The sequence below is a fragment of the Cobetia sp. 5-25-4-2 genome, from assembly GCF_013374075.1.
Lineage (GTDB): Bacteria > Pseudomonadota > Gammaproteobacteria > Pseudomonadales > Halomonadaceae > Cobetia > Cobetia marina.
Genome location: NZ_BLWK01000007.1, coordinates 63,220 through 84,958, shown reverse-complemented (window position 1 = coordinate 84,958; position 21,739 = coordinate 63,220). Strand labels below are relative to the sequence as shown.

Here is a 21,739-nt window from a genome sequence, read left to right as displayed (position 1 = left end):
CAAGGACCATGCATTTGAGTGATTCAGCCTCCTCCCTACCTGACAGCTCCCCCGCTGCCACGGACACCAGTGACGATGCACCACTGTTGAAGCTGGCCGCCATCGATCTCGGCTCCAACAGTTTCCATCTGCTGCTGGCGAATCATCAGGCCGGACAATTGCAGGTCGTGGCCAAGCAGGGCGAGAAGATCCAGCTGGCAGCTGGCCTGGATGAAGACGGCATGCTCAGTGAAGATGCCATGGAGCGTGCGCTCAACTGCCTCGCACAGTTCGCGCCCTTCCTGGATGGCATCGAGGCGGAGCATCTGCGCATCGTCGGCACCAACGCGCTGCGTGCCGCGCACAACAGCCAGACATTGATCGATCGCGCCGAGGAATTGCTGGGGCATCCCATCGAGATCATCGCCGGCCGTGAAGAAGCGCGCCTGATCTATCTGGGGGCCGCCCATGCCCTGGCCGATGTGCATGGCAAGCGCCTGATCATCGACATCGGCGGCGGCTCGACGGAATTCATCATCGGTGAACAGTTCGAGCCGCTGTTGCTGGAAAGTCTGCACATGGGCTGCGTGGCCTATACCAAGACATTCTTCTCTGACGGCGAGATCAGCGAGAAACGCATGCGCCGTGCCGAACTGGCCGCTCGCTCGGAGCTGGCCAGCATACAGCGCAGCTATCGCGAGCTGGGCTGGGACGACCCCGTCGGCTCCTCCGGCACCATCAAGGCAGCCGCCAGCGTGATGGAAGCCCATGGCTGGGCAGCACACGGCCTGGTGACTCGCGAGGGACTCCATCGTCTGCGCACCGCTCTCTTGGGATTCAAGCGTCTCGACAAGGTCAGCCTGCCAGGCCTGAAAAGCGACCGCGCCAGCGTCTTCCCGGCCGGGGTCGCGATCCTGTGCGGTATCTTCGAAGCCCTGGAACTCGAGCAGATCCGCTACTCCGATGGCGCGTTGCGCGAAGGCGTGCTGTTTGATCTGATCGGTCGCAATACGGCGGAAGACTCGCGCATCGCGGCCATCGATCTGCTGCGTCGTCGCTATGGTATCGACACCCGTCATGCGGCCAACGTGCGCGATACCGCGCTGGCGCTGTTCGACCAGGTCGCGGATGCGTGGTCACTGGGGGCAACCTCCCGCCAGATGCTGGCCTGGGGGGCCGAACTGCATGAAGTCGGGCTGGCCATCTCGCATAGCCAGTTCCATCGTCATGGCGCCTACCTGATCGAGCATTCCGACCTGCAGGGGTTCTCGCGACCGGAGCAGAAGGCGCTCGCCTTCCTGGTACGCGCCCATCGTCGCAAGTTCGCCAGCCGGGAGCTTGCCAATCTGCCGCTGACGCTCCAGCCACGCCTCGCCCGTCTGGCGCGCCTGCTGCGCATCGCCGTGATGCTCAATCATTCACGCCCTGAACAGCCTGTCCTCGGCACGCAATTGAGCGCCAAGGGCGACGAATTGCGACTGAGCCTGGCAGAAGAATATCGGGATCACAGTCTGATCTGTGATGACCTGACCCAGGAAAGCAGTCTGCAGAAGGCCGCCGACATGACGCTCACCCTCGAAGACGTCGACTGAGAACGGACGCCGCCCTGGCCTCGTGCTGTCCCGCCACTACGCCCAGGGCCCCGTGAGACTCTCTGTCGAGACTGACTCCCGGGGCCGACTTCTAAGGCCCACAGTCAGCCACTCGGCTTTGCTCGCAACCACCACCCGCACGCGGGATGCCATAGCGCCACGATGGCTTGATCGCGGGCACGTCGCGCTACCCGCAGCTGGTGGCGCTGCCAGGGTGGGATGTCGGCTTCCTGCAGCAGGCGCTTGAGGTCCCGCCGGCCCCTGTCAGCCAGACGCATGACATCACCCGGCTGACGCTGACCGATCACGACTTCGTCCTCCTGCGCGGCCAATGCCTGCCAGCTCTGTCTCGCCCGATCATCCAGTTCACGCCGTTGGCAGTCACTGACCCCATCACCAAGACCATGCCTTGTAACGGTATCACTCACCTGCCACCACAGCTGACCGCGCCAGAGGCGCACCACCAGACTTGAGACCGGACTGTGCCAGCGCACCTCCGCCACCGAGTCCGGCGGCGTGGCGATCCACTGCTGCAGACTGGCCAGGCGCCCGCGCGGCGGCACCGGCCAGCCGCGTGATTGGCACAGGTGGCGCAGGACCAGACGCTGGCGTGGCTCACTCAACTCGCCCAGACGTGCCAGCGACAGCTGCACCTCTTGCTCTTGCTCTTGCTCCTGCCCTTGCTCCATCTCCTGCCCCGGCGTGACGCGCTCCGCGCCTGACAGCCGTACCTTCGCCAGCAGCTCGGCCGCCAGCTCATCCAGCAATGACTGCTCTTCCCGGAGCTGCTGCGCCGAGCGCGCAAGGCTGCCCGCAGCCTGTGGCCAACGCCCTTCGAGTGCCGGCAGCACCGTGTGACGCAGATAATTGCGATCGAAACGCTGACTGAGATTGCTGGGGTCCTCGCACCAGTCTCGTGAGACACACAGCCCTTGCTGACTCGCCAGAGTCTCGAGATCACGGCGAGAGACATCCAGCAGCGGGCGTACCAGTCGTGCACGCGCATGGGGGGGCAGATCTCGCCCAGTGGACAAGTTGCCCACGGTCAGCGCCCGCTCAGGCGGCATGGCCGCCAGCCCGCGCCCGCCACTGCCGCGCAGCGCGTTGAGCAATAGTGTCTCGGCCTGATCATCCTGATGCTGCGCCAGCCACAGGCTATCGCCCGCCGCCAGACAGGCCGTCAGTGCCGCCAGCCGCGCCTCACGTGCGGCAGCCTCCACGCCTCGCGACTTGAATGCGGCCTCATCCAGCGCCAGATGGCGCACACTCAACGGCAGCCCCAACCGCGAGGCCAGCCTGCGCGCCAGACGCTCGAAATCATCATTGGCCGCCTGCAGGCCATGGTGCACATGCACCAGCCGCAGTCGCCGTGGGCACTCCTGCGCCGCTCGCGCCGCCAGCCTCGCCAGCATCACCGAATCCAGTCCGCCCGAGAGTGCGATCCATACCGTGTGCCGTGAATCCGTCGCTGCCAACGCCGCACGGACGGCAACGAGTGCGCGCGATTCCGCCATCTCGCCAAGAGACTGCGGAGACGAGGACATCGAGTCCAGTGAAGAAGACAGAGACATGCCGGGCTCCCGTCGCGAAAGCAGATGGATGGAGTGAGCGGAGAAAAAGCGGCCCTGAACGCAAGGACGCCCCCGGAAGATTCCGGAGGCGTCCTGGTCACTCAGGCGTGAACTGCATGCGCATCAAGCGTGATGTGCAGAGATCATGCCGGTGCGCCGTAGCTCATCAGGCGCTGGTAACGACGCTCCAGCAGGGCGTCGGTATCCAGCGCGCCAAGACGCTCCAGGCCTTCACCCAGCGCGGCCTTGATGCTGTCGGCAGCAGCTTGCGGGTTGCGGTGCGCGCCACCCAGCGGCTCCTTGATCAGGTTGTCGACGAAGCCCAGCTCCTTGAGGCGCGAGGCCGTGATGCCCATGGCATCAGCGGCATCGGCGGCACGCTCTGCGCTCTTCCACAGGATGGAGGCACACCCTTCCGGCGAGATCACCGAGTAGGTGGAGTACTGCAGCATGTTGAGCTCGTCACACACGCCGATGGCCAGTGCACCACCGGAACCGCCCTCACCGATGACGGTGGAGATGATCGGGGTCTTGAGACGCGACATCACTGCCAGATTGTAGGCGATGGCCTCGGACTGACCGCGCTCCTCGGCACCGATGCCCGGATAGGCACCCGGGGTGTCGATGAAGGTCAGGATCGGCATCTTGAAGCGCTCGGCCATCTCCATCAGACGGCAGGCCTTGCGGTAGCCTTCCGGACGCGGCATGCCGAAGTTGCGACGCACCTTTTCCTTCACGTCACGGCCTTTCTGGTGACCGATCACCATCACCGGCTTGTCGTCGAGACGCGCGATGCCACCGACCAGGGCTTCATCGTCCGCGTAGTGACGGTCGCCGTGCAGCTCATCGAAATCCGTGAACAGGTTCTCGAGGTAGTCGAGGGTATACGGACGCTGCGGATGACGCGCCAGCTGAGATACCTGCCAGGCACCGAGGTCCTTGAAGATGGACTCGGTGAGCTTGGTGCTCTTGTCCTGCAGACGAGCGATCTCGTCAGACAGGTTGACCTGGGAGTCGTTACCGACCAGACGGAGTTCCTCGATCTTGGCCTGCAGCTCGGCGATCGGCTGTTCAAAGTCCAGATAATTGGGATTCATAAGGCGTTTCGTTCGTCGTCTCGGGCAGCCAGGAAAGCGAGTCGGCCGGGTCACTCCCCCTGAGCAAGCGCTCAGGCGATCTGTGGCTCACGGCGGTCACAGTCGGCATGGAATTGGGTACGGAAAAGATAGGGGGGCATTATCGCACCCTGTTCGACAGGTGCAAACCTTGCCCGCCCGTTCGGCGCGGGATTGCCTCTCCCCCACGCCCTTCACCACCTCGTTTCACTTGCATCATCAAGGGGAAGGGATGGCGTCCCTCCCCCTTGATCAACAATCACTCACGGTACTTGAGTCGCACGCCGCGCTGGCCTTCCACCTCACCCAGCTGGATCAGCAGTTCATCGCTGGGGGCGACGCGCCATTGCTCACCAAGCTCCAGCCAGGCCTCCGCGGCGGCATTGCGATAGCGTAGCCGCATCGGCAGGCCTTCGCTGGCCAGGTGCGGCGTCAACAGCGTGGATAGCTGCTGGGTGAAGCGTCCGCCGATATCCTCGGCGGCGATGCTCATCTCGACGGCCTCACCGAAGCGCGCCCGCGCATCGATGATCGGCGTGACATCCTTGCCACGCAGGCGCAGGCCGCCGGAATAATCATCCTGACTGACCTCCCCCTCGACGATCACCACGCTGTCAGGTACCAGCTTGTTGCGTACCTGATCGTAGAGTTCGCCGAACATCGAGGCCTCGATGCGTCCGGTGCGATCATCCAGGGTCACGAAGGCCATGGTATCGCCACGCTTGGACTTCATGGTGCGCATGGCGATCACCAGCCCGGCGATGCGCTGCGGCTCCCGCGACGGCTTCAGGTCGCTGATGCGCGCATTGATGAAGCGCTTGAGCTCACCTTCGTATTCATCGATGGGATGGCCGGTCAGATAGAGCCCCAGGGTGTCCTTCTCGCCGGTGAGGCGCTCCTTGTCGGTCCACTCACGCGCCTTGCGATAGCCGGCGTAGACATCCGTTTCCGGCTCGCTGAAGGCATCGCCGAACATGTCGGTGATGCCGACATCGTTGTTGGCATGATTCTGGGAGGCGGCCTTGAGCGCATCCTCCACCGCCAGCATCAGCACCGCACGGGACGGGCCGATGTTGTCCAGCGCCCCGGAGCGGATCAACGCCTCCAGGGTGCGCTTGTTGATCTTCTTGGCATCGATGCGCTTGCAGAAGTCGAAGATGTCGCTGAACGGCCCACCCTCGGCACGTGCGCTGACGATCGCCTCGATCGGGCCCTCGCCCACGCCACGGATCGCGCCCAGCCCGTAGACGACGCGCCCTTCGAGGTCGACGGTGAACTTGTAGCCACCGATGTTGACGTCCGGTGGCGTGACCGTCAGGCCGATATGGCGGCATTCCTCGATCAGCGGTACCACCTTCTCGATGGTCTGCATCTCGGTCGAGATCACCGCGGCCATGAACGGCCCCGGATAGTGCGCCTTCAGCCAGCCCGTCTGGTAGGAGACGAGGCCATAGGCCGCCGAGTGGGACTTGTTGAAGCCGTAACCGGCGAACTTTTCCACCAGGTCGAAGATGTTGCCCGCCAGGTCCTTGTCGATGCCCTTCTCGGCACACCCTTCCATGAAGCCGGCACGCTGCTTGGCCATCTCTTCCGGCTTCTTCTTGCCCATCGCGCGGCGCAGCATGTCGGCCTGGCCCAGCGTGTAGCCGGCCAGCACCTGCGCGATCTGCATGACCTGCTCCTGGTACAGGATGATGCCGTAGGTCGGCTCCAGTACCGGCTTGAGCAGCTCGTGCTGATAATCCGGGTGTGGATAAGACACTTCGGAGCGACCGTGCTTGCGGTTGATGAAGTCATCCACCATGCCGGACTGCAGCGGGCCCGGACGGAACAGGGCCACCAGGGCGATCATGTCTTCCAGGCAGTCAGGCTTGAGCTTCTTGATCAGCTCCTTCATGCCGCGGGATTCCAGCTGGAAGACCGCCGTCGTCTCCGCCTTCTGCAGCATGTCGAAGGTCTTGGCGTCGTCCAGCGGAATGTCATCGATCTCCAGCGGCGGCAGCCCTTCACGCTCACGGACCTTGTCGACCATCTCGGTCGCCCAGTCGATGATGGTCAGGGTACGCAGCCCCAGGAAGTCGAACTTGACCAGCCCGGCTTCCTCGACATCGTTCTTGTCGAACTGCACCACCAGACCGCTGCCATCCTCTTCACACAGCAGCGGCGAGAAATCGGTCAGCTTGGTGGGAGCGATCACCACGCCCCCGGCGTGCTTGCCGGTACCGCGGGTGGTGCCCTCGAGCTTGAGCGCCATCTCCCAGATTTCCTGGGCCTCTTCATCGTTCTCGATGAATTCCTTGAGCTGAGGCTCCTGCTCGATGGCCTTCTCCAGCGTCATGCCGACTTCAAAGGGAATCAGCTTGGAGAGCTTGTCGCCCAGCGAGTAGGGACGCCCCTGGGCACGCGCCACGTCACGCACCACCGCCTTGGCGGCCATGGTGCCGAAGGTGACGATCTGCGAGACCGCATTGCGCCCGTAGCGCTCGGCCACGTAATCGATGACGCGATCGCGCTTCTCCATGCAGAAGTCGACGTCGAAGTCGGGCATGGAGACACGTTCCGGGTTCAGGAAGCGCTCGAACAGCAGGTCGTATTCCAGCGGATCCAGATCGGTGATCTTCTGGGCATAGGCCACCAGTGAGCCGGCACCGGAACCACGCCCCGGGCCGACCGGCACGCCGTTGTCCTTGCCCCACTGGATGAAGTCCATGACGATCAGGAAGTACCCGGGGAAGCCCATCTGCAGGATGATGTCGAGCTCGAAGTCCAGGCGGGAACGATAGCGCTGTTCGGTGTCAGCCCAGGCTTCGCTGTCGCGGGGATGCCTGTCGCGCGGATAGAGCTTCTCGAGGCGTTCCGTCAGGCCATCATGGGAAACCTTGCGGAAGAACTCATCCATCGTCATGCCTTCCGGCACCGGGAACTCGGGCAGGAAGTAGGTCCCCAGCTGAACCGTCACGGAACAGCGCGCCGCGATCAGCACGCTGTTCTCGAGCGCTTCGGGAATGTCGGCGAACAGCTCGTGCATTTCCTCGGCGGTCTTCAGGTACTGCTCATCGCTGTAGCGGGTCTCGCGGCGCGGGTCATCCAGCGCCTTGCCTTCCCCGATGGCCACGCGTGTCTCGTGGGCCCAGTAGTCCTCACGCTTGAGGAAGCGCACGTCATTGGTAGCGACCACCGGAGTATCGGTCGCCTCCGCCAACGCCACCGACAGGTGCAGGCACTCTTCCTCGTACTGGCGCTGGGTACGGGTCAGCTCCAGATAGAAGCGATCCCCGAAGACCGCCTTCCATTCGCTCAGCAGGGTCCGTGCGGTGTCTTCGTGATCCGAGAGCAGATGACGCCCGATCTCGCCCTCGCGCCCCCCGGACAGCACGATCAGCCCCTCGGCCTGCTCGAAGATCCACTGCTTCTCGAGATAGGCACGCCCCTGCTTCTGGCCGTCGGTCCAACCACGCGAGATCAGCTCGGTCAGATGGCGATAGCCGATGTCATTCATCGCCAGCAGCGTGATGCGGTAGGGACGCGTAACGTCCTGCGGATTGGTCATCCACAGATCGGAACCGATGATCGGCTTGATCCCGGCCCCTCGGGCATTGGAGTAGAACTTGACCAGCCCGAACAGGTTGGCCTCGTCGGTGACCGCGACAGCCGGCTGGCCTGCCGTGGCGGTCGCCTTGATCAGCGGCTTGACGCCGGGCAGACCATCGACGAGAGAGAACTCGGTGTGAACGCGCAGGTGAACAAAGGGCGTGGTCATGGAATCGGCTCGTGAAGTCTGCGTGACGGTAAAGGATTCAGTCGCGGCGGGTGACGATGGCCGCGCTGACGCTGCCGGCGCCTCGGACGCTGAAGGCGGGGACTCCGCTGCCAAGGATAGCGCGTCGGGGGCAGCGTCTGAAGGCGCCTCGCCTGTCAGGACGACCTCGACTGACGGGGATGCCGTGGTCTCACTGGCATCAGTCAGACCACGGCTGGCGGCTTTTTTGCAGCGGGAGACTGGCTCGGCTCACTCGTCGCCAGGGCCGCTTCCTGCTCTGACGGCCCCGACGATCGCTCTGACGGCCCCGACGATTGCCCTGATGACTCGACAGCCTTGTCCGGCTCAGCGGCTGGCTCAACCGGAGCCGGCAGCGCGATCAATGCATCTTCCGGCACGGCCTGCGGCACATGCCCGGCCATGTAAAGCCGCTTGACCGGCCCGAAGCTCTTGCGATGCAGGGTAAGGATGCCATGCGTCTCGATGGCGGCCTGATGCTCGCGGGTCGGGTAGCCCTTGTGACGCGCGAAACCGTAGGCGGGGAAGCAGGCATCCAGCGCTGCCATCTGGGCATCGCGGTATACCTTGGCCAGTATGGAAGCCGCGCCGATGGCGGCGTGGCGCAGGTCGCCCTTCACCACTGCCATGCCGAGAATCTCGTGCCCCGGCAAGCGGTTGCCATCCACCAGCAGATATTCCGGGCGCACACCCAGGGCATCGATGGCGCGCCGCATCGCCAGGTGCGTAGCCTGATAGATGTTCAGCTCATCGATCTCTTCACTGGTGGCCTCGGCGATCGCCCAGGCCCAGGCACGCGCACGAATCTGCTCGTACAGTGCCAGGCGCTTCTTCTCGCTGAGTTTCTTGGAGTCGGTGATGCCCTCGATGGGGTCATTCGGGTCAAGAATCACCGCTGCCGCCACCACGGGCCCGACCAGCGGTCCACGCCCGACCTCATCGATACCTGCCAGCAGCTCCCCGTGATAGGGGATCACCAGCGCAGGGAAATCATCGGCAGGTTTGCGCTTGCGACTGGCGGGCAGAGCGGCGGGTCGATCGGCAGAATCGGTCATGGTATCTCGGGGCGTCAGACAACCGACAGACCACTGTTGCGGCCTGCCGATCAGGGGGTATCAGTCAGTAAAGGCATCACGGGCGATCGTGATCAGCGCCCCGCCAGCTCACCGATGGCAATGGCGGCCGCGGCGCTGGCATCACAGGTCAACTCACGATGCATGGCGACGAAGCGCTCACGCAGCTCACGCTGGCGACAGACATCGCCGGCGGCACGCGACAGCAAGGGAGCGAGGCTTTCCTCGATGGACTCCGGCGTGGCTGCGTCCTGGATCAGCTCCGGCACCAATGTCTCGCGGGCAATCAGGTTGGGAAGCGAAATCCAATCGGTCTTGACCATGTGCCGTGCGATGCGGTGGGTCATCGGCGCCATGCGATAGGCCACCACCATCGGACGATGACACAGCAGACATTCGAGCGCTGCCGTACCGGAGGCCAGCAGCACGGCATCGGCGGCAGTCATCGCTTCACGCGACTGGCCATCGATGAGGTGAATGCGACTGCGATCCAGCGCCTCGCGCCCCTGCATCAGTGACTCAAGCTCGCTACGCCGCAGCGGCGTGGCGGCCGGAATCACCACTTCAAGCGCAGGGTAACGCTGGCAAAGGCGCTCAATGGAGGCCAGGAAGGTCTCGCCGAGGAAACGGATCTCGTTGCCACGGGATCCCGGCAACACCGCCAGCAACTGCACGTCGGGGGCAATCCCCAGCTGCAGGCGAGCAGCATCGCGATCATCCTCGAGCGGCAACTCATCCGCCAGCGGATGGCCGACGAAGGTCACCGGCACCTGATGTTCGCGATAGAAGGCCGCCTCGAAGGGCAGGAAGGTCAGCATGCGATCGACGGCACGGCGGATGGTCTTCACCCTGCCCTGACGCCAGGCCCAGACGGAGGGACTGACATAGTGCGCCGTGGTGATGCCCCGCTTGCGCAGGCGCAGCTCGAGCCCCAGATTGAAGTCGGGAGCATCGATACCGATCATCACGTCAGGCTGCCACTCAAGCGCGTCGCGCAACAGATGGCGACGCACCTTGATCAACTCCGGCAGATGCTTGAGCACCTCGACCAGCCCCATGATGGAGAGAGTTTCCAGCGGATAGAGGCTGTCGAAGTCTTCGGCCTGCATGCGCGGCCCCCCGATGCCACGAAACTCGACATCGGGATGACGCGCCTTGAGCGCGCGCATCAAGCTGGCACCGAGGATGTCACCGGAGAGCTCTCCGGCTACCAGGTAGATGCGCATGCTCAGCGTGTCAGGCCACGAGTGGACGCCTTGAGCGAGGCGATGAAGACATCGCGCTCGGCGAGAGGCGGCTCACCTTCCAGCTTCTCGAGTGCCTGCGCCAGTGTCAGCCCCTGACGGAAGACCGTCTTGTAGGCCGCGTTCAGGGCGGAGATGGTCTCGCGACTGAAACCACGGCGCTTGAGGCCGACGCTGTTGAGGCCATGCGCCTCGGCAGGGTGCCCATTGACCATCACGAAGGCCGCGATGTCCTTGGTGATGATGGAGCCACCGCCCGCCATGGCGTGCTCGCCGACATGACAGAACTGGTGCACCGCCGACAGTCCGCCAAGAATGACGTGATTGCCCAGATGGACATGCCCCCCCAGCGTCGCCTGATTGGCCATGATGCAGTCATCCCCGATGATGCAATCATGGCCCACGTGCGAGTAGGCCATGAACAGGTTGCGACTGCCGATGCGTGTCAGGCTGGCATCCTGGACGGTACCCCGGTGCAGGGTCACACCCTCGCGAATGACGTTGTCATCCCCGATCTCCAGGCGTGTCGGCTCACCGGCGTACTTCTTGTCCTGGCAATCCTCACCGACCGAGGCGAACTGGAAGATGCGGTTACGCTCACCGATGACCGTCGTACCCTTGATGACGACGTGCGGCCCCACCACCGTGCCAGCGCCGATCTCGACGTCGGCACCGATCACGCAAAACGGACCGACCTCGACATCGTCGGCCAGGCGGGCGCCGGGATCGACAATGGCAGTAGGATGTATCAAGCGACCTTCCTCTCGGCACAGATGATTTCGGCTTCACAGACCACGTCACCGTCGACCTTGGCCTGACAGGCGAACTTCCAGATACCACGCTTCTCGCGCAGCACGCGGGCGCTGATCTCGAGCTGGTCGCCCGGCATGACCGGACGCTTGAAGCGCACGTTGTCACTGCCCACGAGGTAATAGATGTAACCATCGGCAGGACGCTTGTCGACCGTCTTGAAACCCAGAATACCTGCCGCCTGAGCCATGGCCTCAACGATCAGCACACCCGGCATGATCGGGTGTCCCGGGAAGTGGCCATTGAAGAACGGCTCATTGATGCTCACATTCTTGCGCGCGACGATGAACTCGCCAAGGGACAGTTCCATGACCCGATCGATCAGCAGGAAAGGATAGCGGTGCGGGAGATACTCACGGATCTCGTTGACGTCCATAACCATTGGCTTGCAACCTCTGAAATAACGAAATGCCTGCCGCACTCGGGCAGGCATGTAATGACGGTCCGGACCGCCGTTCTGGCAATGGCGCGCATTATAGCGTCCTTGCGCGCGACTGGCAGCCGCTCATTGCCCAGAGTCGCCGGGCTGACGAGATGACCTGCCTGGACAGGCGCTCGGCACAAGGCACAAAACCAGCGACCACTGCCTCATGGACAACGCCTGCTGGCACCTGCCGCGGTGCCAGAGCAGCGCTACCTGTCCTTCAAGTCCTTCTCGACCTGGTTCAGACGTCGTGCGAGCTGATCCAGTTGCTTGAAACGCACGGCATTGCGGCGCCACAGGCCATTGTCCATCGCCCCGGTACCCGACGAGTACACGCCCGGCTTGGTGATGGAATTGGTCACCAGACTCATGCCGGTGACCTGCACGCCATCACAGATTTCCAGATGCCCGGCAAGCCCCACGCCACCGCCCATCAGACAGTAGCGACCCACCTTGGTGGAACCGGCGATGCCGACACAGCCGGCCAGCGCCGAGTGATCTCCGATCTGCACGTTGTGCGCGATCTGGACCTGGGAGTCGATCTTGACGTCATTGCCGATGATGGTGTCGCCGAGTGCTCCTCGGTCAATGCTGGTGCAGCTGCCGACCTCGACATCATCACCGATCATCACGCCACCCAGCTGGGCGATCTTGTGCCAGCCCTTGCCGTCGTGGGCGAAACCGAAGCCGTCGGCACCGATCACGCAGCCACTGTGCAGGACTGCCCGCGCCCCGATGACCACCCCGTGATAGAGCGTGACATTGGGATGCAGCAGACACCCTTCGCCCAGCACGCTGTCAGCGCCGATGACGCACCCGGCCTGGAGACGGGAGCCATCCCCGATACTGACACCGGGGCCGACCACCACCTGCGGGCCGATCTCGACATTCGCGCCCAGCGTGGCCGTCTCATCGACGACCGCACTGGGATGCACGCTGGCCTGCGGTGCCTGTGCCATGGGATCGAACAACCGTGACAGCTCGGCATAGGCCAGGTAAGGATTGTCCAGCACCAGCGCATGGCTCTTGCACTCGTCGAGATGACTCTCGTGCAGCAGCACCGCCGTGGCCTGAGAGTCCGCGAGATACTTGAGGTAGGCGCGATTGGCGAGGAAGGCGATATCGCCTGGCGCCGCGTCCACCAGCGTCGACAGACCAGAGACCCGAACGTTCGGGTCGCCAACGAGTCGAGCACCCAGCCGCTGAGCCAGATCCTCGAGAGTGTAGGAGAATTGTTGCTTTTTCATGCTGTCTCTAGGCGTCGGGCGCCGCTGGCTCGCATTCGCGTAGGCATGCTCAATGCTGGCATCGCGCGCCGTGACGCGCGACGACATCAGTTGAGCGAGTTGAAGACCTGGGTGACCTCATCGGTCAGGTCGAGACCATCCTTGCTGTAGACCGTGGCACTGCGGTCCACCAGCAGCTCGACACCGTGCTTGTCGACGACCTGCTGAATGGCCTTGTCCAGCTTGGGCTTGGATTGCTTGAGGAATGCCTGCTCGGCCTGCTGCTGCTGCTGCTGGACCTGGCCGCGCAGCTGCTGGAACTGCCCGCCCTTCTGGCGCAGTTGCTGCTGCAGTGACTGGCGCTCGGAATCCGACATCACCGCACCATCCTTCTGCAGCTTGTTCTGCATGGTCTCAAGCTCCTTGGCCAGCGCCTTGGCCTGATCCTGCTTGCCAGCCAGCTGATTCTTGAGCTGATTCATGGAGCGCTGGGCAGCATCGGAGCTCAACAGCGCCTGGCGCCAGTCCATGACCGCCACTTCCGTGGCCTGGGCCATCATCGGGGTCGCAAAGGCTGCGAGGCCGCCTGCCAGACACAGTGCGCGGGTCAATTTACGCATCATAAAACTCCTTGTAGGCCTGTTGTTCGGTGACCGACGCCAGAACAGGAACGGCGGCGCCGGCAGCGGGGACATGACGCCACATCGGTTGCCCACCGGTGTGGCGTCATGTCCGCCTTAGAAGGTCTGGCCCAGTGAGAACTGGAAGATCTCGGTGTCGTCGTCGTCATCGTCACCGATGGGCTGCGCGACACTGAAGGTCAGCGGGCCAACCGGCGTGATCCATGACAGGCCGATACCGGCGCTGTAATTCAGATCGCCGAGGTCCACGCCACTCTCGCAGGAACTGGAATAGCTGGAGCCGACATCGTAGCAGGACGTCAGATAGGTATTCCCCGCATCCACGAAGAACGACGGCTGGACGCTGCGCTTGTCCTTGACGAAGGGCATCGGGAAGATCAGGTCGATCCCGCCCTCGACCAGAATGTTGCCGCCCAGGGTATCGTCATCACCGTCATCGACCTCGGTGGATGCCTGACCCAGGGTGTTGGAGCTGTAACCACGCACGCTGCCCAGACCACCCGCATAGAAGTTCTTGAAGAACGGGTAGGTATCGCCGGAGAACGAATTGGCATAGCCAAGTTCGGTCCGGAACTTGAGCGACCAGTCATCATGCAGTTCGAACAGCTTCTGCCCCTTGTAGCGGAACTTGTAATAATCCGCATCGGAGCCGGGCACTGCCACTTCCAGTGACAGCAGCTGCGAGCTGCCCGCCGTGGGCAGGATGCCGCGGTTGAGATTGTTGCGCGACCAGCTGGCGGTCAGCTTGTAGAGGTTGAAATCCTCGCCCTCATCACTGATGTACTGCGTGACCTCGGCGGGGCTGTCATCGAAGTCCTTGACGCGCACGAACTCGTAACCGGCACCGAAATTCAGGCGCGACAGTTCGTTGATCGGGTAACCGAAGTTGATGCCACCGCCGAAGCTGTCGGTCGCGTAGCTGGCGACATCGTCATCATCGTCGTAATCCACCTTGCGGTAGAACAGGTTGTAGCCACGCGAGATGCCATCCAGTGTCCAGTACGGGTCGGTATAGCCGAAGCTGACATTGGTGTAGTCATCGGACTTCTGGGCATTGATGTTGACTTCGTTGCCGGTGCCCAGGAAGTTCTTCTGCGACAGCCCCACCCCGTAGATGACCCCGTCACCCTGAGAGAAGCCGACCGACGCCGAGATCGAGCCCGACGGCTGTTCCTCGACGTTGTAGTTGACGTCCAGCTGATCCGGCTCGCCGGCGACCGGACGCGTGTCCACATCGACCTGCTTGAAGAAGCCGAGACGCTCGAGCTTCTGCTTGGATTGCTTGATCTTGTCCGTCGAGGCAGGCGCACCCTCGAGCTGGGTCATCTCACGACGCAGCACCTCGTCCGCCGTCGTGGTATTGCCCTTGAAGTTGATGCGACGCACGTAGGCGCGCTTGCCGGGGTCGACCGCAAAGGTCAGATCCACCGTCTCGCTCTCTTCATTGACCTCAGGCACGGCGTTGACCTTGGCGAAGGCGAAGCCGTCGGCTCCCAATGCCTGACGCAGGGCCTCGCTGGAAGCCGTCACATCACGCTGGGAATAGAGGGCATCCGGAGCGAGCTTGACCAGATCACGCGCCCGCTCTTCCTTCATCTTGATGTCGCCGGCGAAACCGATCTCACCGATCTTGTACGGCTTGCCTTCGTCGACATTGATGGTGACGAAGATCTCGGACTTGTCCGGCGAGATGGACACCTGGGTCGAGCGCACCTGGAAGTTCACGTAACCACGATCCAGATACCAGGACTTGAGCGTCTCGATGTCCCCGGTCAGCTTCTCGCGTGAGTATTCGTCGTCGGAGAACCAGCCGAAGAACCAGCTCGGGCGGTCTTCCAGCTCGAGCTGTTCACGCAGGGTCTCGTCATCGAAGGCGGAGTTGCCGACGATGTTGATCTGGTGGATCTTGGCGACCGCACCTTCCTTGACGTCGATATTGACCTGAACACGGTTGCGCTCGAGGGTTTCCACCGAGGTCTCGATGCGAGCGCTGTAGCGGCCCTGCGCCTGGTAGACGCGTTCCAGCTCGCGCTGCATCTCTTCCAGGGTGGAGCGCTGCAACACCTGACCTTCGGCCAGCCCGGCTTCCTTGAGACCCTTGCGCAGGTCCTCGTCGGGAATCTGCGAGTTGCCATCGATCTCGATCTTGGAAATCGTCGGGCGCTCGACCACGTCGATGATCAACACATCGCCATCACGCTTGAGGCGAATATCATCAAACAGGCCAGTGTCGAACAGCTGGCGCGCCGCGGAGGACAGATCATCATCCTCGACGGTCTGATCAGCGGAGACGGGGAAGGCGTTGAACACGGTGCCCGCAGACACGCGCTGAAGGCCTTCTACCCGGATGTCGGATACTTTGAAAGACGCGGCCAAGGCGCCTTGACTGGCCCCGAGCAGCGCAGCTGCCAATCCAATGGTCTTGAGTTTCATGCAGTCGCTTCGCTTCTCTGGATTCCGCCCGCTTGGATAAACAGGCACCTTATACACAACCCCTGGCTACTGACAAGACAGCACCCCTGGGGGTCGGCAATCGGGGCCGAAGTCGTGTGGGCATGATGACGGGAGTTGGCCATGTTGGCCAGCCCGTGCAATGAATTGACCCTCATGAGGGGCGACAGTTCAGCTCTGGTTCATCTTGCAGGAAACGCGAGGCAATCCTGAGGCACCCCGTCTTCGCCATCCTGGTGGTTACCACAGACGCATGAGGTCGAAATAGATCGCCATGAACATCAACGACCCGACCAGCGCCATGCCGATCCTGAGCCCGGCATTCTGCACCTTCTCGGACAGTGGCTTGCCGCGCACCGCCTCGACCAGATAGAACAGCAGATGCCCGCCATCCAGCACCGGAATCGGCAGCAGATTCAATACCCCGAGACTGATGGACAGATACGCCATGAAGCCCAGGAAGGCTTCAAGCCCGGAGCGAGCCGTATCACCGGCGATCCGCGCGATGGTGATCGGTCCGGACAGATTGGAGGGCGCGATCAGGCCCACCAGCATCTTGCGGATGGAGTCCAGCGTCAGCACCGTCATCTCGCCGGTCTTGCTCACCGCCTGCCCCACGGCAGCCAGGGGCCCATAGCTGAGCTCACGCTGATACTCTTCCGGCCAGCTGACATTCTCGACACCGGCGCCGACCTGCCCCACGACACGCCCGTCATCGAGCGCATTGCTCGCGGGCGTCAGTGACAGCGTCTCTTCCTTGCCATCACGCGCCACCAGCACGGACAGCGTCTCGCCCGGCGCACCGCGCACACGCTCGACGAAGTCGATCCAGTCCACCACCAGCACGCCATCAATGCTGACGATACGGTCTCCCGCCTTCAAGCCGGCAGCCTGCGCCGCACCGTCCTCCAGCACTCGCCCCAGCACCGCCGGCAGCTGGGGCCGCCAGGCGGTGATGCCCAGCGTGACCAGCGGACGCGGCGGATCCTGATCCACCAGGAAGCGCTCGACATCCAGTGTCTGTTCACGCGAGGCACTGGCGCCCGGAGCACGGGTGGTGATCGTCAGCTGGTCGTCCCCTATCGCGCCGATGAGGCGCAGATTGATCGCCTCCCAGCTTGGTGTCGGCTGATCATTGATGGCGACGATTTCCGCATCGGGCGTCAGCCCGGCACGCCCTGCAGGAGAGTCCGGCACCACCGCTCCGACCATCGGTACCACGGTCGTGGTACCGGCGACGAACAGCGCCCAGTACGCCAGAATCGCCAGCAGAAAATTGGCCAGTGGCCCTGCCGAGACGACGGCGATGCGCTTCCAGACGGACTTGGTATTGAAGGCCAGATGGCGCTCCGACGGGTCGACTGGCCCCTCGCGCTCATCCAGCATCTTGACGTAGCCGCCCAATGGAATGGCCGCGACACCGTATTCCGTGCCGTGGCGGTCCGTCCACGACCAGAACGGCTTGCCGAAACCGATGGAGAAGCGCAGCACCTTGATGCCGCAACGACGCGCGACCCAGAAATGACCGTACTCATGGATGGTGATCAACACCCCCAGCACGACGATCACGGCAAGAATATTCTGGATCACACCCATCACGCGCTCCTGGAAATTGGTGCCCGAGATGGGCAGCCTGCCCTGTCACGCCCACAAGGAAAGTGACAAGACAGTGCAAGATAGGATTTCAGGGCCCGACGAGGGCCAGTTGGGCGGCTGCCAACTCACGTGCCGCGGCATCTTCGGACAGGATCACCTCGAGACCATCCACCGCCAGGGGCGGGCGAGCCTGCATGACGGCTTCCACCACCACCGGGATACGATCGAAGGCCAGGCGGCCCTCGAGAAAGGCTGCCACTGCCACCTCATTGGCGGCATTCATCACTGCAGGCCAGGTACCGCCTGCCGCGATGGCTTCACGCGCCAGACGCAGACACGGGAAGCGCGTCTCATCAGCGGCACGGAAGTCGAGTCGCGCCACCTGGAAAAGATCCAGCGGCTCGACGCCGGCATCGATGCGCTCCGGCCAGGCCAGCGCGTAGGCGATGGGCGTGCGCATGTCGGGATTGCCCATCTGGGCCAGCACCGAACCATCACTGTAAGCCGCCATCGAGTGAATGACACTCTGGGGATGCACGACGACCTGGATGTCGTTGGGCCCACAGGCGAACAGCCAACAGGCCTCGATCAGTTCCAGCCCCTTGTTCATCAGGGTGGCACTGTCGACGGAGATCTTGCGCCCCATCGACCAGTTGGGATGCGCGCAGGCCTCGTCCGGCGTCACCGTCGCCAGGCGCTCGGCAGGCCACTCGGCCTCGTCACGGAACGGGCCACCCGAGGCAGTCAACAGCAGCTTCTCGACCCCGATGGGGGCCAGCCCATCGCGATGCTCGGGCGGCAGGCACTGGAAGATGGCGTTGTGCTCGGAATCGATGGGCAGCAGCGTCGCACCATGCTGCTTCACCGCATCCATGAACAACTGACCGGCACACACCAGCGCCTCCTTGTTGGCCAGCAGGACGCGCTTTCCCGCACGCACCGCGGCCAGAGTCGGCAGCAGCCCGGCAGCACCCACGATGGCCGCCATCACGCTGTCGACCTCGGGGGCCTCGCTGATGTCCACCAGCGCCTGCTCACCGTGACGCACCTCGATGGGCGTGCCCTGGTAGCTCTCGACGCCCTCGAGCGCCTCACCGAGCCACAGCGCCGCCTCGGCGGAGGCGATCACCGCCACCTGAGGTCGATGGACCAGGCACAGCTCCAGCAACGCCTCATGGCGCGTGGCGGCACTCAATGCATGCACCACATAGCGCTCCGGATGGCGCAAGATCACATCCAGCGTGCTGGAGCCGATGGAGCCGGTGGCCCCCAGAATCGTGATGCGCTGCACCGGCGCATTGGAGGACATGTCAACCGCCATCACGCACCACCTCCCAGCACCCAGGGCAACAGTAGCGCAAACAACGGCACGGCCGCCGTCAGACTATCGATGCGGTCCATGATGCCGCCGTGCCCCGGCAACAGCTGACTGGAGTCCTTCATCTCACGCTCGCGCTTGAACATGCTTTCCAGCAGGTCTCCCAGCACCGAGACGCCAGTGACGCCCAGCGTGACCAGCAGCAGCGGCAGCCAGTCGGCCTGCCCTGCCAGCGCATAGCCGGTGGCCAGCAATCCGGTGGCGACCAGCCCGCCGTAGACACCTTCCCAGGACTTGCCCGGACTGACACGTGGCGCCAGCTTGCGCTTGCCGAATCGCTTGCCGGAGAAATAGGCACCGATATCCGCCGCCCACACCATCAGCAGCACGTACAGCAGCCACTCGCCACCGCTGGTCTTGAGCTGGAGAAAGCCGAACCAGGTCGGCAACAGCGCCAGGACCCCGACACCCAGTCGCATGCCGGTGGCATGCCATTCCTGACGCTTTTCGGGGTAATGCATCACCCAGCGCAGATTGACGGCCCATGCCAGCGCCGCCAGATAGAGCGGCCAGCGAGCCTGGGAGGCATCCGCCCACCACACCAGCAGCATCGCCAGCGCCATGCAGGCAGGAAACAGCAGACGCGCCGCGCCGGCACGCACGCCGGCAAGATTGGCCCATTCCCAGGCGGCCAGTGCCACCACGCCCCCGGTCATGACCGCAAAGGCGGCACCGTCGAGGCCAAACAGCCCCCACAGCGCCAGCGGGGCGAGAATGAGCGCGGTGATGATTCGTTGTTTGAGCACTAGAGCCCCTCGGCGTCGAGTTGTTCGCTGGTCATGCCGTAGCGCCGTTGACGCTGGGCATAGGCATCGAGCGCCTCATCGAAGGCCGCCGAGTCGAAATCAGGCCACAGCACCGGCGAGAAGTAGAACTCGGCGTAGGCCAGCTGCCAGAGCAGGAAGTTGGAGATACGCTGCTCGCCACTGGTGCGAATGCACAGATCCACTTCCGGGAGCGAACTCAGACAGACCTCGGCCCCGAGGCGGGACTCGTCGATATCCGCGGCCTTGAGCTCGCCTCGCTCGACCTGCGTCGCCAGACGTCGGGCAGCCTCGGCAATGTCCCAGCGGCCACCGTAGTTGGCGCAGATGACCACATGCATGCCGCGATTGTCGCGCGTCATCTCTTCGGCACTGCGGATATGTTTCTGGATGGAGCTTGAGAAGCGGCTGCGCTCCCCGATCACGGAGAGGCGTATGTCGTGTCGATGAAGCTTCTTGACCTCACGCTTGAGCGCCATGAGGAACAGCTCCATCAGCGCACTGACCTCATTGGCCGGACGCTTCCAGTTCTCGCTGGAGAAAGCAAACAGGGTCAGTACCTCGACGCCCTGCTCGGCAGCGCGACGGATGGTACTGCGGACGGTCTCGGCACCGGCACGATGGCCACGGATACCAGCCCAGCCGCGGGATTTCGCCCAGCGGTTGTTGCCGTCCATGATGATCGCCACATGGCGTGGCGTGGAGAGGGAATTCGGTGACGTCATGGGGTCTCGCTACGAGCACCGGATGCCGCCGACAGGGTGCCGGCGGCAGACCCGATCAGACCTGCATCAGGTCAGTTTCCTTGTGCTCCAGAGCACTGTCGACTTCCGCCACATACTTGTCGGTCAGCTTCTGGATCTCGTCTTCTCCGCGACGTGCATCGTCTTCGGAGATGTCCTTGTCCTTGAGCAGGCTCTTGATGTCGCCATTGGCGTCACGACGCACATTGCGAAGCGCCACGCGGGCGTTTTCCGCTTCTGCACGCGCCTGCTTGGTGTAACCACGACGCGTCTCTTCCGTCAGCATCGGCATCGGCACGCGAATCACGTCACCGGCGGTGGACGGGTTGAGACCCAGGTCAGAAGTCATGATGGCCTTCTCGACCTTCGGCACCATGGGCTTTTCCCACGGCACGACAGTCAGGGTGCGCGCATCTTCGGTGGTGATGTTGGCCACCTGATTCAGCGGCACCTGGCTACCGTAGTAGTCGACCGTCACGGCATCGAGAATGCTCGGATGCGCACGACCGGTACGAATCTTGCTGAAGGCGGCACCGAGGGACTCGATGGTCTTCTTCATGCGTGCTTCGACGTCTTTCTTGATATCGTTGATCACAATCTTACCCTCTATCAATCAGCGTGCCTTCCTTGCCACCCACCACCAGGTTGAGCAGCGCGCCTACCTTGTTCATGTTGAACACCCGTACCGGCATGTCATGGTCACGCACCAGGCAGATGGCGGTCAAATCCATCACGCCGAGCTTCTGCTCCAGCGCGTCGTCATAACTGAGGCTCTCGTACTTCACGGCATCCGGGAACTTGACCGGGTCCTTGTCGTAGACACCATCCACCTTGGTCGCCTTGATGACGGCATCGGCATCGATCTCGATGCCACGCAGACAGGCGGCGGAATCCGTGGTGAAGAACGGGTTGCCGGTGCCGGCGGAGAAGATGACGACGTCACCCGAGGTCAGATAACGGATCGCGGTACGGCGGTCGTAATGTTCTACCACGCCACTCATCGGGATGGCAGACATGACGCGAGAGCGGATGTTGGAACGCTCCAGTGCATCACGCAGCGCCAGACCGTTCATGACGGTGGCCAGCATGCCCATGTGGTCGCCGGTCACGCGTTCCATGCCGGCTTCCTGCAGGGCCGCGCCACGGAACAGGTTACCGCCGCCGATCACGATGCCGACCTGGACACCGATGCCCACCAGCTGACCGATTTCCAGCGCCATGCGATCCAGCACCTTGGGGTCGATGCCGAACTCGCCATCGCCCATCAGGGCCTCACCGGAAAGCTTGAGCAGTATGCGCTTGTACTTGGCATTGCGTTCAGCGGAAATGGTGGCCATGCGAATTTCTCCTGATA

16 protein-coding genes and 1 pseudogene are annotated in these 21,739 nt (G+C 63.2%); 1 reads left to right on the top strand and 16 read right to left on the bottom strand.

The genetic code is table 11. The features are described from left to right. The first annotated feature begins 8 nt into the window (after positions 1-8). Positions 9-1,571 carry an exopolyphosphatase gene (ppx, locus tag HXS65_RS14325; protein WP_176494247.1) on the top strand — a complete coding sequence of 521 codons (1,563 nt, stop codon included), beginning with the start codon at positions 9-11 and terminating at the stop codon, positions 1,569-1,571. Positions 1,572-1,675: 104 nt separating this feature from the next. Here ppx and tilS read toward each other — a convergent pair whose 3' ends face one another. The 16 genes and pseudogenes from tilS to pyrH all read right to left on the bottom strand — a co-directional run bounded on the left by tilS (position 1,676) and on the right by pyrH (position 21,722). Next, positions 1,676-3,142 carry a tRNA lysidine(34) synthetase TilS gene (tilS, locus tag HXS65_RS14320; RefSeq protein ID WP_176494246.1) on the bottom strand — a complete coding sequence of 489 codons (1,467 nt, stop codon included), beginning with the start codon at positions 3,140-3,142 and terminating at the stop codon, positions 1,676-1,678. A gap of 143 nt (positions 3,143-3,285) precedes the next feature. Continuing rightward, positions 3,286-4,239 (bottom strand): acetyl-CoA carboxylase carboxyl transferase subunit alpha, encoded by a 954-nt coding sequence (gene accA / locus HXS65_RS14315; RefSeq protein ID WP_084207821.1) that lies wholly within the window; start codon positions 4,237-4,239, stop codon positions 3,286-3,288. Between the two features lie 277 nt (positions 4,240-4,516). Continuing rightward, positions 4,517-8,017, bottom strand: a complete 3,501-nt coding sequence (gene dnaE, locus HXS65_RS14310) for a DNA polymerase III subunit alpha (protein WP_077377851.1) — start codon at positions 8,015-8,017, stop codon at positions 4,517-4,519. 428 nt (positions 8,018-8,445) lie between these two features. Continuing rightward, a pseudogene (gene rnhB, locus HXS65_RS14305) lies at positions 8,446-9,090 on the bottom strand (ribonuclease HII); the annotation flags it as partial. Positions 9,091-9,182: 92 nt separating this feature from the next. Then, positions 9,183-10,334: a lipid-A-disaccharide synthase gene (lpxB, locus tag HXS65_RS14300; protein ID WP_176494244.1), complete on the bottom strand. Its 1,152-nt coding sequence runs from the start codon at positions 10,332-10,334 to the stop codon at positions 9,183-9,185. 2 nt (positions 10,335-10,336) lie between these two features. Further along, complete coding sequence (gene lpxA, locus HXS65_RS14295; RefSeq protein ID WP_077377842.1) at positions 10,337-11,104, bottom strand: acyl-ACP--UDP-N-acetylglucosamine O-acyltransferase; 768 nt, start codon at positions 11,102-11,104, stop codon at positions 10,337-10,339. Then, positions 11,101-11,544, bottom strand: a complete 444-nt coding sequence (gene fabZ / locus HXS65_RS14290; protein WP_077377839.1) for a 3-hydroxyacyl-ACP dehydratase FabZ — start codon at positions 11,542-11,544, stop codon at positions 11,101-11,103. The genes lpxA and fabZ overlap by 4 nt, the downstream gene beginning before the upstream one ends. A gap of 251 nt (positions 11,545-11,795) precedes the next feature. Then, positions 11,796-12,833, bottom strand: coding sequence for a UDP-3-O-(3-hydroxymyristoyl)glucosamine N-acyltransferase (gene lpxD / locus HXS65_RS14285; protein WP_077378183.1), 1,038 nt, complete (start codon positions 12,831-12,833; stop codon positions 11,796-11,798). 86 nt (positions 12,834-12,919) lie between these two features. Further along, on the bottom strand, positions 12,920-13,432 hold the full coding sequence (locus tag HXS65_RS14280; RefSeq protein ID WP_077377836.1) for an OmpH family outer membrane protein: 513 nt from the start codon (positions 13,430-13,432) through the stop codon (positions 12,920-12,922). Positions 13,433-13,549: 117 nt separating this feature from the next. Continuing rightward, positions 13,550-15,886, bottom strand: a complete 2,337-nt coding sequence (gene bamA, locus HXS65_RS14275) for an outer membrane protein assembly factor BamA (RefSeq protein ID WP_170877460.1) — start codon at positions 15,884-15,886, stop codon at positions 13,550-13,552. 258 nt (positions 15,887-16,144) lie between these two features. Then, complete coding sequence (gene rseP / locus HXS65_RS14270; protein ID WP_136939610.1) at positions 16,145-17,500, bottom strand: sigma E protease regulator RseP; 1,356 nt, start codon at positions 17,498-17,500, stop codon at positions 16,145-16,147. 88 nt (positions 17,501-17,588) lie between these two features. Next, positions 17,589-18,809 carry a 1-deoxy-D-xylulose-5-phosphate reductoisomerase gene (gene ispC / locus HXS65_RS14265; protein WP_176494243.1) on the bottom strand — a complete coding sequence of 407 codons (1,221 nt, stop codon included), beginning with the start codon at positions 18,807-18,809 and terminating at the stop codon, positions 17,589-17,591. An 11-nt stretch (positions 18,810-18,820) separates the two neighbouring features. Continuing rightward, positions 18,821-19,624: a phosphatidate cytidylyltransferase gene (locus tag HXS65_RS14260; protein WP_084207817.1), complete on the bottom strand. Its 804-nt coding sequence runs from the start codon at positions 19,622-19,624 to the stop codon at positions 18,821-18,823. Beyond that, positions 19,624-20,367, bottom strand: coding sequence for a polyprenyl diphosphate synthase (uppS, locus tag HXS65_RS14255; RefSeq protein ID WP_084207816.1), 744 nt, complete (start codon positions 20,365-20,367; stop codon positions 19,624-19,626). The genes HXS65_RS14260 and uppS overlap by 1 nt, the downstream gene beginning before the upstream one ends. A gap of 55 nt (positions 20,368-20,422) precedes the next feature. Beyond that, a complete protein-coding gene (frr, locus tag HXS65_RS14250; protein ID WP_077377825.1) occupies positions 20,423-20,980 on the bottom strand; it encodes a ribosome recycling factor in 558 nt (185 codons plus the stop codon). A gap of 4 nt (positions 20,981-20,984) precedes the next feature. Then, positions 20,985-21,722: a UMP kinase gene (gene pyrH, locus HXS65_RS14245; protein WP_240499639.1), complete on the bottom strand. Its 738-nt coding sequence runs from the start codon at positions 21,720-21,722 to the stop codon at positions 20,985-20,987. Positions 21,723-21,739: the final 17 nt, after the last annotated feature.

What these genes read in the sequence shown, in the direction of transcription:
- ppx (WP_176494247.1), top strand. Translation starts at nt 9, where the DNA reads ATGCATTTGAGTGATTCAGCCTCCTCCCTACCTGACAGCTCCCCCGCT.
- tilS (WP_176494246.1), bottom strand. Translation starts at nt 3,142, where the DNA reads ATGTCTCTGTCTTCTTCACTGGACTCGATGTCCTCGTCTCCGCAGTCT.
- accA (WP_084207821.1), bottom strand. Translation starts at nt 4,239, where the DNA reads ATGAATCCCAATTATCTGGACTTTGAACAGCCGATCGCCGAGCTGCAG.
- dnaE (WP_077377851.1), bottom strand. Translation starts at nt 8,017, where the DNA reads ATGACCACGCCCTTTGTTCACCTGCGCGTTCACACCGAGTTCTCTCTC.
- lpxB (WP_176494244.1), bottom strand. Translation starts at nt 10,334, where the DNA reads ATGCGCATCTACCTGGTAGCCGGAGAGCTCTCCGGTGACATCCTCGGT.
- fabZ (WP_077377839.1), bottom strand. Translation starts at nt 11,544, where the DNA reads ATGGTTATGGACGTCAACGAGATCCGTGAGTATCTCCCGCACCGCTAT.
- lpxD (WP_077378183.1), bottom strand. Translation starts at nt 12,833, where the DNA reads ATGAAAAAGCAACAATTCTCCTACACTCTCGAGGATCTGGCTCAGCGG.
- HXS65_RS14280 (WP_077377836.1), bottom strand. Translation starts at nt 13,432, where the DNA reads ATGCGTAAATTGACCCGCGCACTGTGTCTGGCAGGCGGCCTCGCAGCC.
- bamA (WP_170877460.1), bottom strand. Translation starts at nt 15,886, where the DNA reads ATGAAACTCAAGACCATTGGATTGGCAGCTGCGCTGCTCGGGGCCAGT.
- rseP (WP_136939610.1), bottom strand. Translation starts at nt 17,500, where the DNA reads ATGGGTGTGATCCAGAATATTCTTGCCGTGATCGTCGTGCTGGGGGTG.
- ispC (WP_176494243.1), bottom strand. Translation starts at nt 18,809, where the DNA reads ATGTCCTCCAATGCGCCGGTGCAGCGCATCACGATTCTGGGGGCCACC.
- uppS (WP_084207816.1), bottom strand. Translation starts at nt 20,367, where the DNA reads ATGACGTCACCGAATTCCCTCTCCACGCCACGCCATGTGGCGATCATC.
- pyrH (WP_240499639.1), bottom strand. Translation starts at nt 21,722, where the DNA reads ATGGCCACCATTTCCGCTGAACGCAATGCCAAGTACAAGCGCATACTG.